Annotated in this window: 16 protein-coding genes; 8 read left to right on the top strand and 8 right to left on the bottom strand. The window is 70.5% G+C overall.

The annotated features are described in order from the left end of the window. Positions 1-84: 84 nt before the first annotated feature. From AB5G72_RS08070 to dut, 4 genes are all read right to left on the bottom strand, one after another. Positions 85-720, bottom strand: a complete 636-nt coding sequence (locus AB5G72_RS08070; RefSeq protein ID WP_241729156.1) for a DUF3159 domain-containing protein — start codon at positions 718-720, stop codon at positions 85-87. Between the two features lie 79 nt (positions 721-799). Next, entirely contained in the window at positions 800-1,069 is a 270-nt protein-coding gene (locus AB5G72_RS08065; protein WP_227022268.1) for a hypothetical protein, read from the bottom strand. 169 nt (positions 1,070-1,238) lie between these two features. Further along, entirely contained in the window at positions 1,239-2,138 is a 900-nt protein-coding gene (locus AB5G72_RS08060; RefSeq protein WP_120283145.1) for a DUF3710 domain-containing protein, read from the bottom strand. A gap of 80 nt (positions 2,139-2,218) precedes the next feature. Further along, complete coding sequence (gene dut / locus AB5G72_RS08055; protein WP_120283143.1) at positions 2,219-2,698, bottom strand: dUTP diphosphatase; 480 nt, start codon at positions 2,696-2,698, stop codon at positions 2,219-2,221. A 53-nt stretch (positions 2,699-2,751) separates the two neighbouring features. Here dut and AB5G72_RS08050 point away from each other — a divergent pair, with 53 nt between their 5' ends. Beyond that, entirely contained in the window at positions 2,752-3,258 is a 507-nt protein-coding gene (locus tag AB5G72_RS08050; protein ID WP_120283141.1) for a DUF3093 domain-containing protein, read from the top strand. Positions 3,259-3,286: 28 nt separating this feature from the next. Here the strand turns inward: AB5G72_RS08050 and AB5G72_RS08045 are convergent, their stop codons facing one another. Continuing rightward, entirely contained in the window at positions 3,287-3,589 is a 303-nt protein-coding gene (locus tag AB5G72_RS08045; RefSeq protein WP_067715850.1) for a DUF4193 domain-containing protein, read from the bottom strand. Positions 3,590-3,792: 203 nt separating this feature from the next. On the opposite strand from AB5G72_RS08045, the gene cei reads away from it, so the two are divergent. After that, the gene (gene cei / locus AB5G72_RS08040) at positions 3,793-4,431 is read left to right on the top strand and encodes an envelope integrity protein Cei (RefSeq protein WP_067715848.1); all 639 of its coding nucleotides are present in this window, start codon (positions 3,793-3,795) and stop codon (positions 4,429-4,431) included. On the opposite strand, the gene AB5G72_RS08035 is transcribed toward cei, so the two are convergent. Beyond that, the gene (locus tag AB5G72_RS08035; protein ID WP_440221479.1) at positions 4,421-5,296 is read right to left on the bottom strand and encodes an inositol monophosphatase family protein; all 876 of its coding nucleotides are present in this window, start codon (positions 5,294-5,296) and stop codon (positions 4,421-4,423) included. The genes cei and AB5G72_RS08035 overlap by 11 nt on opposite strands. A 226-nt stretch (positions 5,297-5,522) precedes the next feature. Here AB5G72_RS08035 and ppgK point away from each other — a divergent pair, with 226 nt between their 5' ends. Both ppgK and AB5G72_RS08025 read left to right on the top strand, forming a co-directional pair. After that, positions 5,523-6,377, top strand: a complete 855-nt coding sequence (gene ppgK / locus AB5G72_RS08030; protein WP_120283139.1) for a polyphosphate--glucose phosphotransferase — start codon at positions 5,523-5,525, stop codon at positions 6,375-6,377. Positions 6,378-6,555: 178 nt separating this feature from the next. Further along, positions 6,556-7,932 carry an RNA polymerase sigma factor gene (locus tag AB5G72_RS08025; RefSeq protein ID WP_132063284.1) on the top strand — a complete coding sequence of 459 codons (1,377 nt, stop codon included), beginning with the start codon at positions 6,556-6,558 and terminating at the stop codon, positions 7,930-7,932. 75 nt (positions 7,933-8,007) lie between these two features. On the opposite strand, the gene AB5G72_RS08020 is transcribed toward AB5G72_RS08025, so the two are convergent. Beyond that, on the bottom strand, positions 8,008-9,846 hold the full coding sequence (locus AB5G72_RS08020) for a DEAD/DEAH box helicase (RefSeq protein ID WP_067715840.1): 1,839 nt from the start codon (positions 9,844-9,846) through the stop codon (positions 8,008-8,010). Continuing rightward, positions 9,839-10,084, bottom strand: a complete 246-nt coding sequence (locus AB5G72_RS08015; RefSeq protein ID WP_017837712.1) for a DUF3039 domain-containing protein — start codon at positions 10,082-10,084, stop codon at positions 9,839-9,841. Before AB5G72_RS08015 ends, AB5G72_RS08020 begins: the two co-directional genes overlap by 8 nt. A gap of 58 nt (positions 10,085-10,142) precedes the next feature. On the opposite strand from AB5G72_RS08015, the gene AB5G72_RS08010 reads away from it, so the two are divergent. The 4 genes from AB5G72_RS08010 to AB5G72_RS07995 all read left to right on the top strand — a co-directional run bounded on the left by AB5G72_RS08010 (position 10,143) and on the right by AB5G72_RS07995 (position 13,740). Then, complete coding sequence (locus AB5G72_RS08010) at positions 10,143-10,583, top strand: DUF3099 domain-containing protein (RefSeq protein WP_119191647.1); 441 nt, start codon at positions 10,143-10,145, stop codon at positions 10,581-10,583. Further along, positions 10,580-12,175, top strand: a complete 1,596-nt coding sequence (locus tag AB5G72_RS08005) for a DUF7782 domain-containing protein (protein WP_440221379.1) — start codon at positions 10,580-10,582, stop codon at positions 12,173-12,175. The genes AB5G72_RS08010 and AB5G72_RS08005 overlap by 4 nt, the downstream gene beginning before the upstream one ends. Beyond that, the gene (gene dtd / locus AB5G72_RS08000; protein ID WP_067715834.1) at positions 12,172-12,609 is read left to right on the top strand and encodes a D-aminoacyl-tRNA deacylase; all 438 of its coding nucleotides are present in this window, start codon (positions 12,172-12,174) and stop codon (positions 12,607-12,609) included. The genes AB5G72_RS08005 and dtd overlap by 4 nt, the downstream gene beginning before the upstream one ends. A gap of 162 nt (positions 12,610-12,771) precedes the next feature. Continuing rightward, complete coding sequence (locus AB5G72_RS07995; protein ID WP_096905525.1) at positions 12,772-13,740, top strand: sigma-70 family RNA polymerase sigma factor; 969 nt, start codon at positions 12,772-12,774, stop codon at positions 13,738-13,740. The last annotated feature ends 30 nt before the right edge of the window (positions 13,741-13,770 follow it).

Raw genomic sequence — 13,770 nt, 5'->3', positions numbered from 1 at the left:
ACGTCGTCCATCGCTCGCGAAGCAACCGGACAGCCCCGACGACCATCCGGTCGCCGGGGCTGTCCCGTCCCGCGGAGCGGAGCGTCAGGCGCCGCCGGTCTCGTCCTCGGGTGACGCCGGGGCCCCGGCGTCAGCGTCAGCCTCGTGCAGCATCTCCTTCTCGTGCGTCGAGGCCCGTCGGACCGCCCAGACGGTTCCCAGGAAGGCCACGAGTGCCAACGGCCATCCCATGCCGATGCGCGCGGCACCGAGCCAGGTGACCTCGTCATTGAGGTATAGCGCGTATTGCAGGACGGCTCGGATGGCGAACAGTCCGGCCCAGAACGACGTCGCGACCGTATACCACCGCCGGGCCGCCGGAATCCGGCGCCAGGCCATCCCCGTGCCGTCGAGGAATCCCCAGATCACTCCGACCAGAGGCCAGCGGACGAGCGCGGAGATCGCGAACGCCGCGCCGTACACGGCCTGGGTGATGATCCCGTAGAGGAAATAACCCTTGGCGTCGCCGGTCCGCCAGGCGATGAAGACGCAGATGGCGACACCGATGAAACCCGAGATCGCGGGCTGCGGGTTCTCGCGACGCCCCAGCGACCACGCCAACATCGCCACGGCGACGCCCAGCGCACCCCAGATCGCGGCGGTCAGCCCCCAGATCCCGTTGAGGGGGACGAACGTGAGAATCGGGATCGACGAGTACACCAGCCCCCGGATCCCGCCCATCTGATCGATCAGGGACGCGTCGGGGTCCCCGAAGGACGATTTCCGGCGCGTCGCACCGGTCTTCTGCGGGGTCGCCCGTTCAGACTCGGTCACGCGACTCCTCCACGGCGGTGCGGGGCTGCTCGTCCAGTAGCTCATAACGCGGGTTGAACATGATCTTGTGTCCGTGCCGGACGCCGACCCGTCCGGTGACACGGAGGCACCGGCCGGTGTCGATGCCCGGAACGGTGCGTCGCCCGAGCCAACACACCTCGACCGCGCCCGTGCCGTCGAAGACCTCGGCGGTGAGACCGAGGAAGTCCTCTCCCCCACATGTCAGGACGGTGCGGACACGCCCCGTCAGGGTCACGTGATCCCCACGCGACACAGTCGCGACATGCGAGCATCCGGTACGGTGCACCCGGCCGGCGAGGTCAGCCGCGTCGAGCATTTCCACCGGATCGGTGAGCCGGGCGGTCAATGCCCGGAGCGTTCGGGGGAACGGCACGGTCACCCCCCCGCTCGCTGGTCGGGAAACCTCACAGGTCGTCGTCCCCGTCACGGAGCCTGTCCATCGCGCTACCGTCTCTCCGCGGCGCCCTGGGGGCACTGTCCGGCGCGGGCGACGCCGCGGGAGCGGCAGGCTGCGCCTGGGGGTTCCGGGATGCCCGAGCCTCCTGCGATGCCGGCGACTGGGCCTGAGCCTGGCCGGCAGGGCCTGGCTGGCGCGTCTGGCCGGCACTGCCGGGCTGGCCGGTCTGGCCTGCCGCCATCTGCTGCTGGTACGCCTGTGCCTGCTGCTGCGCGGCCAGCTGGGACTGCGCCTGCGTCAGTGCTTGTTGGATCTCGTCCGGAATGGTGAGCGGTAGCTGCTCACGAACCGGCATGGGGCCGTCCCCGCGATGGATGAGCAGGTGCTGGAAGACCTCACGGCCCTCCTCCGCAGCCTGGTCCGCCAGCTCGGGGGTGGCCATGATCCGCACCTCGGCGGTCCAACGGTGGCCGTCGACCCCGATCGCGCGGAAAACGGCTCCCGGCATCACCGCCACCAGTTCACGCCCCCACGGCCCGTCCTCGACTGAGACGTCCGCGCCCTGTTGCTCGAGCTGCTCGCGCATTCCCGTCACCATCGTCCGCCACTGACCCGCGGACTTGGGCGCGGCGAACGCGCGTGGGATGACCCGCGAGACCTGGGTGACCACATGGAACTCGGGCTGACCGTTGGGGTCCAGTGCGACGTTCAGGTCACGTCCCTTGGGAACTCCGATGACCAGCGAACCGAGATCGATGTGGCCGTAGCCGAGCGAGGTGTAGTACCCGGGCACGTCACCGACGGACGAGCGGTCATGAGGCCCCGTCGTGGAAGGGGGCTGCGACTCCTGCTCGGTGGCCGTGGTGGCGTCGCGGGCCCCGGTCACCGGCTTCTTTCGTCCGAACATGGTGGAAATCCTCTCCCCGTGCGACCCGGCCCCGAACGGGACCGTCTCGGGTCGACGCTACCCAACGAGGTGGACGCCGGTCAGGTCAGGCGGTGGTGCCCGCCCGTCGACCCGTGGCCGCCCTCACCCCGGTCGGTCTCGCCGAGCTCGTCGACCTCCACCACATCCCACAGTTCGACGCGCTGGACCAGGAACTGGGCGATGCGGTCACCACGTCCGATACGGACCGGCTCCGTGGGGTCCAGGTTGACGAGGTTGACCTTGATCTCCCCCCGGTAGCCGGCGTCGACCGTCCCCGGGGCGTTGACGATCGACAGACCCGCCCGTGCCGCGAGGCCGGACCGCGGATGGACCAGGCCCACGTAGCCCGCGGGGACCGCCACCGCCACCCCCGTGCCCACCAGGGCCCGGTGCCCCGGCGCCAGCTCACAGTCGTGCGCGGCGTGCAGATCGATTCCCGCATCCGTGGCGTGTGCCCGGACCGGAAGGGGAAGCCCACGGTCCAGACGGCGTACCCGTAGCACCCCGCCGGTGCCGTTCTCGTCGTCCGGATCGCTCATGGCCTCTCGCCCTCCTGCCGGGCCCGGCCCGGTTGCTCGATAGTCTTGATGTCGTGACCGAAGAAGATCTCCGCCCGCCCCCCGATCGCACTCCGCGTCCGGTCCACTCCGAAACCCTCCGGGTCCCGGCATGGTGGTGGGCCGTACTCGCCGTGGTCACCTTCGTGGTGGTCGCCCAGGCGATCGTGCTCGACGCCAGGTGGTGGCTATGGCTACTGGCGGTCGTCGTCCCCGCGCTGCTCGCCTGGCTGTTCATCTCGGTCGGACGCGTGAAGATCGAGGTCGAGTCCGATGGACAGGGAGGGGGCACCCTCTACGCGGGGCAGGCCCGCCTGCCGTTCGACGCCATCGCCCGCAGCGCCGTGGTGCCCGCCACCGCCAAGCAGGCCGCGATGGGGCGCCAACTCGACCCCGAGGCGTTCGTCGTCCACCGGGGGTACATTCCCACGATGGTCATCGTGGTCCTCGACGACCCGATGGATCCCACACCGTACTGGCTCATCAGCACGCGTGACCCCGAAGGGCTCGCGGCGGCGTTACCGGACAACCACTACAGCTGATCGGTCCCGCCCGCCGCGCGGTGACGGTTCAGCCTGCGCAGTCCACACAGATCGGCATGCCGTCCCGCTCCTCCGCGAATCGGCTGCGGTGATGGACCAGGAAGCACTCGCCACAGGTGAACTCGTTGTCCTGCTCCGGCACGACCCGCACCGTGAGCTCTTCACCGGACAGGTCGGCGCCGGGCAGTTCGTAGGACTCGGCGGTGTCCGTCTCGTCCACGTCGACCTCGCCGGTCGCTCCCTCTGCACGCCGGGCCTTCAGCTCCTCCAGCGAATCACCGGTGAGCTCGTCTGCCTCGGTCCGGCGGGGGGCGTCGTAGTCGGTTGCCATGAGTCTCATTTCTGCGGGTCTGAGTGGGGGGCGCGCGGGCCGGTCACGGACTGACCAGCGCACGCATAGTAACGGAATTACCCGCCATTTTCATCCGCGGCATCCGCCAGAGCGGCGACCGGGCCGACAGGCGCCGGGCGTTTACAGTGATGGGTCAGGGCCCGGAGGGGCTCTCACTCCGTCCACCTGCAGGAAAGGACCTCATGGTCGTCCACCTCAGCACCCAGGCGACACCGAGTCCGACCCCCACCCGGGGGATACACCGTCTGCGTTCCGCCTACGTCCTGTTCGTGGTGGTGGCGCTGGTGCTGGGAGCACTCGTCTGGGCCACCGCACTGCGGGGAAATGACGCCGCCACACAGGCCGCGGCGTGTCCGGTACCCCCCGCGGCCGAGGACGCGGGCCTCCGTGACCAGCCCGCGGACGCCCTCGACGGGGTCGAGCCGGCACTACTGGACGAGACCCGCGTCCGCGTGCTGAACGCGAACGGACAGAGCGGCCAGGCCGGAGCCGTGGCCGCTCAACTCGCCGAACGCGGATTCCAGCCCGCCGGCTCGAACGCCATCGGCAACGACCCGATCTACGGGCAGGCCCTCGAGTGCCACGGACAGATCCGCTACGGCGACGCGGGGCAGGCGGCCGCGCGGTCACTCTCGCTCGCGGCGCCGTGCATGCAACTGGTGAGGGACGGCCGTGAGGACGACACGGTCGACCTCGCACTGGGCACGATCTTCTCGCGGTTGTCCGACTCGACGGAGGCGGTGGGGGCACTCGACGAACTCGAGGTCGGGCGTCAGCCCATCTCCGCCGAACTCGACGCGGCCCGCATGGTCAGCTGTTGACCCCGGCCGACAGGTGGTCGAGCGCACCGAGGAAGTCCTCCGCCACGCCTGGCGATGCAGCGGTCGTCGGCACCGCGAGGTCGTCCGACACGGTTACCATCGCACCGGCTTCGCCCGCGACGAGGGCCCCGGCAGCGTAGTCCCACGGCTTCAACCCGCGCTCGTAGTAGGCATCCAGCCGGCCACCGGCGACCATGCACAGATCCAGTGCCGCCGACCCACACCTCCGGATGTCCCGTACGCGCGGCAGCAGGCCCGCGACCACCCGACCCTGCTCGGCCCGGATCCCGGCGTCGTAGGAGAAGCCGGTACCGACCAGTGACAGGGACAGGTCCACGCACGCCGAGGTCCGCAGCGCCCTCGACGTGCCGTCGGCCTCCCGCAGGGTCGCCCCGCGGCCGAGGCCTGCCGCCCACGTCTCACGGGTGACGATGTTGTGCACCGCCCCCGCCACCACGACGCCGTCCACCTCCGCGGCCACCGAGACCGCCGTGAACGGGATGCCATAGAGCAGGTTGACGGTCCCGTCGACCGGGTCGACGATCCAGCGCACTCCTCCCCGGCCACCCGGGGCGTCGGCCGAACCGGACTCCTCGCCGCCCTCCTCGCCCAGCACCCGGTCACCCGGACGGCTGGACTCGATCTCCCCGCGCAGATGCTGCTCCACCGAGGTGTCGATGACGGTCACCGGATCCGTGGCCGAGGTCTTGGAGCGCGAGTCCAGACCAGACGTGTCGAACTCGGCCAGCATTCGCCGCGCCACGTCACCGCCGGAAGAGGCGAACCGCAGCGCGAGGGCCAGCAAGTCGTCGATGAACTCCGGGCCCGGTCGGCCGACCGCCGCGTCTGTCCCCCGCCCCGTCATGTGCGTCTCCTCGTCGTCGTATCCCACATGGTCGTATCCCACATGTTCGTATCCCACATCGTCCTCACCCACTGTCGTCACCCGGTGCCCCTCCGGCGATGATCCCGCCCGGCGGCGCGACCGACGGATACCCTGGCGGGCGCCCCACGCCCATCGTGCCCCGACGACGCGGGCGCCCGACGACCCACGCCGCGCCCGTGTACGTCCCGCCACCCAGGAGCCCGACATGTCCGTCCCCACCCCCGCAGCGACCGACCTCCCACCGGGCACCCCGGGCACTCCCACAGGCCTCGGCGTCGATGTGGGCGGCACCGGGATCAAAGTGGGGCTCGTCGACCTCGCACGCGGCGAACTCATCGGGGACAGAGTCGTGCGGGGCACCCCCCAGCCCGCCACGCCCGACGCGATCGCGCAGAGCATCCGCGAGATGACCGAGGAGTTCGATTGGACGGGCCCGGTCGGGGTCGCCCTGCCCAGCGTCATCCACGAGGGGGTGGCGCGGATCGCCCACAACATCGACAAATCGTGGATCGGGTGCGACGTGGCGGAGCTGTTCGACCGGCATCTCCCCGGCCGCACCGTGCTCATGCTCAACGATGCCGACGCCGCCGGCCTCACCGAGGTGCACTACGGCGCCGGCGAGGGAATCGACGGGCTGGTGATCCTCCTGACCTTCGGTACGGGCATCGGCTCCGCCCTCCTGCTCGACGGGAGACTGCTGCCGAACTCCGAGTTCGGTCACGTGATCGTCGAGGACATCGCCGGACGCGGATTCGACGAGGCCGAGCACCTGGCCTCCGCCGCGGTCCGGTCCCGCGACGGCCTGAGCTTCGCCGAATGGGCCCCCCACGTGTCCAACGTCCTGCGCTCGATCGAGGACCTCCTGTGGCCCCGCGCCTTCGTCCTGGGCGGCGGGGTCAGCGAGGTCGCCGACGAGTGGTTCCCTCTCCTCGAGAACCGGACCCCGGTGCGGGCCGCGGTCCGGCGCGGCGACGCCGGGATCATCGGCGCAGCGCTGTACGCGGCCGGCCATTCGGGCGTTCTCGACCTCGGCGGGGCACTACCAGACGACGAGGACTGACGCGGACCAACCCCGCCGGATGCGACCCCCCGACCAGAATCTCGTTACAATGGCCCACGCCGGGAACACGTACCGGCCGGGGACGGGCCCGGTACCGCAAGGCGGACGGCTCGAGTGTCTGCAGAAGGCGGCATCGATCCCCGATTCCCATCAAGTAACCGGTTGTGAAGGGGCGTTTGTGGCAGCCACGAAGACCACCAGTTCGGATTCCGCGGCGAGCGGCGATCCGTTGGACAGCGAGGTCGCTGGCGAGGCCCCCGCCAAGAAGACCGCCGCGCGCAAGGCGCCCGCGAAGAAGACGGCGGCCAAGAAGACCGCCGCCAAGAAGGCCCCGGCGAAGAAGGCGGCCGCCAAGAAGACCGCGGCCAAGAAGACGGCGGCCAAGAAGACCGCCGCCCCGACGAAGCCCGAGGGCGTCGACGGCGACCAGGTCGACGAAGAGCCGACCGATGCTCCCGAGGCCGAGCCGGACACCTCCGAGCTGGAGGACGTCGAGGTCGACGTCGAGGACGTCGAAGCGGACGAGGAGACCAAGGAAGAGCCCACCGCCAAGGACAAGGCGTCGGGCGATTTCGTCTGGGACGAGGACGAGTCCGAGGCCCTGCGCCAGGCGCGCAAGGACGCCGAGCTGACCGCCTCCGCCGACTCCGTACGCGCGTACCTCAAGCAGATCGGCAAGGTCGCCCTCCTCAACGCCGAGGAGGAGGTCGAGCTGGCCAAGCGCATCGAGGCCGGCCTGTACGCCACCTGGTTCCAGGCGCAGGTCGCCGAGCGCGGGGAGAAGCTCACCACCGCGCAGAAGCGTGATTACCGATGGATCGAGCGCGACGGCGTCCGCGCCAAGAACCACCTGCTCGAGGCCAACCTGCGACTCGTCGTCTCGCTGGCCAAGCGCTACACCGGCCGCGGCATGGCGTTCCTGGACCTCATCCAGGAGGGCAACCTCGGTCTGATCCGCGCGGTCGAGAAGTTCGACTACACCAAGGGCTACAAGTTCTCGACCTACGCCACCTGGTGGATCCGGCAGGCCATCACCCGCGCGATGGCCGACCAGGCCCGCACCATCCGTATCCCGGTGCACATGGTCGAGGTCATCAACAAGCTCGGGCGTATCCAGCGTGAGCTGCTCCAGGACCTGGGCCGCGAGCCCACCCCCGAGGAGCTCGCCAAGGAGATGGACATCACGCCGGAGAAGGTGCTGGAGATCCAGCAGTACGCCCGGGAGCCGATCTCGCTCGACCAGACCATCGGCGACGAGGGCGACTCGCAGCTCGGTGACTTCATCGAGGACTCCGAGGCCGTGGTGGCCGTGGACGCCGTGAGCTTCACACTCCTGCAGGACCAGCTCCGTTCCGTCCTCGACACGCTGTCCGAGCGTGAGGCGGGCGTGGTGCGGCTGCGCTTCGGCCTCACCGACGGGCTGCCGCGCACCCTCGACGAGATCGGGCAGGTCTACGGGGTCACGCGCGAGCGGATCCGGCAGATCGAGTCCAAGACGATGTCGAAGCTGCGCCACCCGTCGCGGTCCCAGGTGCTGCGCGACTACCTGGACTGAGTCGACCGCGGACAGCGGGCCCCCGCCGAGATCTCGGCGGGGGCCCGCTGTCGTCTGTCAGCCGGGGTCCGGACGTCACCAGCTCCGCAGGAGGGTGATCCTCTCGCGGATCTGCTCGGCGGAGGCCATCGGCACGGGCGGGCCGCCGCACGCATTGCGGAGCTGCGTGTGGATCGCCCCGTGCGACTTGCCCAGGCGACCCGAGTACACCGACACGAGGGTGTTGAGCTGACGCCGCAGGTCCTTGAGCTCGGCGGCGGAGGCGACCCGCTCCGCGGCCGCGCCGGCGTGCGCGCCGGGTCCGGCGGCGTTGCCGGGGATGGTCGCCCCGGACACCGCCGGGTCGGCGCCCACGACCGCGACCGACCCCGCCCCGGAGGCGGACTGGGCGGACGTGCGCTTGATCTGTTCCTTCTCGCGCTGCCGCAGCAGGGCTTTGACATCGTCGGCGCCCAACAGTCCGGGGAGCCCGATGTAGTCGGCCTCCTCCTCGCTGCCGGCGAATGTGGCCGTGCCATAGGACGAGCCCTCGTACACGATCTGGTCGAGCTCTGCGTCGGCGCCGAGGGAGATGTAACCGCGGTCCTCGTCGTCCTCGGTGTTCTCGTCCTGCTGCTGGTTCGCCTGGGCGAGCAGCTGGTCCTCCAGCCCCTCCTCCCGGTGGGGCTTGCCCAGGACGTGGTCGCGCTGCGCCTCCATCTGCGAAGCCAGTTGCAGCAGCACGGGTACGGACGGGAGGAACACCGACGCGGTCTCCCCGGGCCGACGGGACCGGACGAACCGCCCGATCGCCTGCGCGAAGTACAGGGGTGTCGAGGCACTGGTGGCGTACACGCCGACGCTCAGTCGTGGCACGTCGACGCCCTCGGAGACCATCCGGACCGCGACCATCCACTCGTCGGTGGAGTCGGAGAAGGTACCGATCCGACTCGAGGCGGTCGGGTCGTCGGAGAGGACGACGGTCGGCGGGGTACCGGTGATCTCCGTCAGGAGCGCCGCGTACTCGCGGGCGCGCTCCTGGTCGGTGGCGATCACCAGACCGCCGGCGTCGGGCACTCCGCCGGCGCGGATCTGCCGGAGCCGGGTGTGCGCCGCCTGGAGCACGGCGGGCATCCAGTCACCGTGGGGGTCGAGGGCGACGCGCCAGGCACGGGACGTCTGGTCGGCACTCAGCGGCTCGCCGAGGCGGGCCGAGAACTCCTCGCCGGCGTTGCTGCGCCACCGGGCCTCGCCCGAATAGGCGAGGAAGACCACGGGGCGGACGACGCCGTCGGCCAGAGCATCGGCGTAGCCGTAGGAATGGTCGGCCTTGGAGCGCTGGTGTCCCTGCCCGTCGGGCTCGTAGGTGACGAACGGGATGGGACTGTCGTCGGACCGGAACGGGGTGCCGGTCAACGACAAGCGGCGCTCCGCGTCCTCGAACGCCTCGCGGATCGCGTCGCCCCAGCTCTTGGCGTCACCCCCGTGGTGGATCTCGTCGAGGATCACCAGGGTGCGCCGGGACGCGGTGCGTTCCCGGTGCTTGAACGGGTGCGCGGCCACCTGGGCGTATGTCACCACCACGCCGTGGTATTCCGGGGCGAGCGCGCCCGAGGTGTTGGAGTACTCGGGGTCGAGAGCGATGCCGGCGCGCGCGGCCGAGGCGGCCCACTGGTACTTGAGGTGTTCGGTGGGGGCCACCACGGTGATCGCGTCGACCGTGCGGTCGGCGAGCAGTTCGGAGGCGACTCTCAGGCCGAACGTCGTCTTGCCGGCGCCCGGGGTCGCCACGGCGAGGAAGTCCTTCGGCCGCGCCATGAGGTACTTGCGCAGCGCGGTGCGCTGCCAGGCGCGCAGCGACGCACCCCCGGCCGGCGGGGTGGAGTGTTCTGCGGTCTGTTCGTCTGGGCCCGGGACCGCGCCGGGATCACTCACCAGGCTTCAGGGTCTCGTAGACGCGCTTGCACTCCGGGCACACCGGCGATCCGGGCTTCGCGGATCGGGTGACCGGGAAGACCTCACCGCACAGGGCGATCACGTAGGAACCCATGACCGCGCTCTCGGCGATCTTGCTCTTGTCCACATAGTGGAAGAACTTGGGTGCGTCGTCCTGCGTCTCCTCGGTCGTCGTGACCTCGGGACGCTCGAGTGTCTTCGTCCGGGTGGTACTCACCCCCTCATGATGCCGCACCCGGGCGTCGCGGCGCCAACGCCGGAGTACCTTGGGCCCCATGGCACCCGACTTCCGCCGTCAGCGATCCGGGGAACGGGACGACACCTCGAGGCCCGTTCTCATCACGGGCGCGCGCGAGTCGTACCACGACGAGCTGGCGGCCCGGAAGAAGCGCTACTTCCTGCTGATGAGTATCCGGATCCCCGCGCTCTTCCTGGCGGCGGGGTCGCTGGCCCTCTGGAACAACCCGTGGATCGCCCTGGCGATCGTGGCGGGGTCCATCCCGATCCCGTGGATCGCCGTCATCGGGGCCAATGACCGGCCTCCCCTGCCCAAGGGACAGGCCCGCGCTTACACGGCGGGTCGCCTGTCGTCGAACATCCCGTATGCGCTGCCACCCGGGCTCACCGGGACGGACTCACCGCCCCGGGACACGAGCGCCCCCGACGCCGCACCCGATCCCACCCCGTCCGCCGACGAGAGCGACCTCGACACGTGAGCAGCCCGAACCCGACCCTCGCCGAACTCGCGCCCGCGCTGGCCGAGGCATTCCGGCGGCACGACTACACGGTGGAGGGACTGGAGCGGGAGCTCGGGCCCGAGGCGGTCTCGGCCCTGGACAGATCGGATGGCGCGACGGTCCGCCGTCACGCGCGTGACGCGAGGGGGGTCGGGACCCTGGTGCGGCTGTTCGTCCTAAGCGATCCGCTCCCCCGCTCCGAGGTCGCCGCGACCCTGCCCGGGGTCGACGTGCGGGACGGCGTCGCTGCCGGATTGTGGACCGCGATCGACGACGGTGCCTCCCTGCGTGCGGAGATCGACCTGCGTCCGGTCGACACCGGGCACGGGACCCGCTGGGTGTTCGCGGACGTCGACGGGTCGATGGTCCACACCACGACCCGGCCGGACCACGTCCTGGGGGTCGGGCAGGCGACGCTCTCGCTGCTGCGTGTCACGCCCTCGTCCACCACCGGGTCGGTCCTGGATCTCGGCACCGGGTGTGGGATCCAGATGGTCCACGCGTCGGGGTCCGCCCGAACCGTCACCGGGACCGATATCACCCCTCGGTGCCTCGAGTTGGCGGCCGCCACCCTGGCGATCAACGGCCAGCGTGCGGAGCTCCTGCACGGTCCGTGGTTCGAGCCCGTGGCGGGGCGCCGGTTCGACCGTATCGTCGCCAATCCCCCGTTCGTGGTGGGCCCGCCCGAGACCGGGCACTCCTACCGCGAGTCCGGCCTGAAGCTCGACGGTGCCAGTCGGACGGTCGTGTCGGGCGCGCCGCAGCATCTGGCCGACGGTGGCACCGCGGTTTTGCTGGCGTCCTGGGTGGAGCGGGAGGACTCGGACTGGCGGGCCCACGTGTCGTCGTGGGTGCCGGCCGAGGGCGTCGACGCATGGATCGTGCGGCGGGACGTCTCCGACCCCGGCCTCTACGTGTGGACCTGGCTCACCGACGAGGGCATGGACCCACGCGACGAGGCCACCACGAGGGCCGCGGACGCCTGGTTGGACCACTTCGCCGAGGAGGGTGTGGCCGGGATCGGGTTCGGCTACGTCTACCTCCGGCGGATCGACGGGCCGTCGTCCGTCCTGTGCGAGGACCTCACGCACCCGTTCGGCGACGGCCTCGGTGACGAGGCGGAGGCCTACTTCGCGCGCACGGCGTGGCTGCGGGAGGCCGCGGAGCAACACGGCGGACAGGAGCGCGCCCTCGATGCCACGGTCTTCACAGTGTCGCCGGACGTCCACCTCCACCTCTCCGAATCCCTCGCCCCCGCCGGGCCGGACGAGGTCGGCTCCCCCGGTCCGTCCACCGTCGTGGTGGAGCGGGTCACCGGCGCCCGGTGGCGCCACGAGATCGATCCGCTCACCGCGAGCGTCCTGCGTGGGGCGCGGACGGGCGCGCTGCAGTTGGAGGACCTGGTGGTGCTCGCCGCGGTCGGTGCCGGGGAGGATCCCGACGCCCTCGCCGGCCCCGTCCGCCGGGTGGTCGCCGACCTGTTCCTCCACGGGTTCGTCGTCCCGGCGGGGATGCCAGGCCTCCTGCCCCCGGGGGTCGCCGCGGCCGTGGCCGCAGGGGCGGCGGGATGAGGGCCGTCGTCTCCCGGGTCACCGAGGCGTCGGTGACGGTGGACGGTGAGGTCGTCGGGGCCCTGTCACGGCCCGGACTGCTGGTCCTGTTGGGGGTGTCGGACGACGACGACGAGACCGACGTCGCCACGATGGTCCGCAAGATCTCGGACCTGCGGATCCTGCGGGAGGAACGCAGCGCCGCGGAGGTGGGCGCCCCCGTCCTGGTCGTCAGCCAGTTCACGCTCATGGGGTCGACCGCGAAGGGCAGGCGGCCGTCGTGGTCGAGAGCGGCTCGGGGCGAGGTGGCCGAACCCGTGGTGGACGCCGTGGTCCACGGTCTGCGCGAACGCGGCCTCGAGGTGGCCACGGGAGTCTTCGGCGCGATGATGCAGGTCCATTCGGTCAACGACGGCCCGTTCACGCTGCTGGTGGAGACCCCCGGCTCGGGCTGAGCGGGTTTCCTCGACGGATCGTGACCGACATCATCGGCGCGGGAACATTCCCGGTACCCCCGTCGTTGTAGAGGTACGTGACCGTGACCCGGCCACGCGCCTGATCCGTCCACCAGCAACCGAACGCCGGCCTCGTCACATGGCCAGGCAGGAGGAGGAGAAATGACGTCAGCCACCACCCGATCGGACCGTCGGACGGAGGCGGGGCCGGACGGCCAGAGCCCGAGCGCTGACCTCGTCCGTGTCTACCTGAACGGGATCGGCAAGACGGCACTGCTCAACGCTGAGGACGAGGTCGAGCTCTCCAAGCGGATCGAGGCCGGTCTCTACGCCAAGCACGTGCTGGAGACCAAGAAGCGTCTGGGTCCGGTCCGCAAGGCCGACCTCAAGGCGATCGTCGCGGAAGGTGAGGCCGCCCGCGCCCATCTGCTGGAGGCCAACCTGCGCCTGGTGGTGTCGCTGGCCAAGCGCTACACGGGCCGCGGCATGCCGTTGCTGGACCTCATCCAGGAGGGCAACCTGGGCCTGATCCGTGCGATGGAGAAGTTCGACTACGCGAAGGGCTTCAAGTTCTCCACCTATGCCACCTGGTGGATCCGTCAGGCGATCACCCGCGGAATGGCCGATCAATCCCGCACCATCCGTCTGCCGGTCCACCTGGTCGAGCAGGTCAACAAGCTCGCCCGGATCAAGCGTGAACTCCACCAGCAGCTCGGCCGTGAGGCCTCCCTCGAGGAACTCGCCGAGGAGTCGGGCATCCCCGCGCACAAGATCGAGGAGCTGCTGGACCATTCGCGTGACCCGGTGAGCCTCGACATGCCGGTCGGCGCGGACGAGGAGGCGCCGCTCGGTGACTTCATCGAGGACGCCGAGGCCACCAGTGCCGAGAACACGGTGGTGACCAATGTGATGCACTCCGACGTGCGCGCGGTCCTGGCCACCCTCGAGGAGCGCGAGCAGCAGGTCATCACGCTGCGTTTCGGTCTCGACGACGGCCAGCCCCGCACCCTCGACCAGATCGGCAAGCGTTTCGGACTGTCGCGCGAGCGGGTCCGTCAGATCGAGCGCGAGGTCATGGCCAAGCTCCGCGAGGGTCGTCGCGCGGACAAGCTCCGCTCCTACGCCGTCTGACCGGACGCCGGATCGCACGCCGCACGATCA

The organism is Dietzia sp. MNB45 (assembly GCF_051994785.1).
Taxonomy (GTDB): Bacteria; Actinomycetota; Actinomycetes; order Mycobacteriales; family Mycobacteriaceae; genus Dietzia; species Dietzia kunjamensis.
This window is presented reverse-complemented; position numbering and strand designations above follow the sequence as displayed.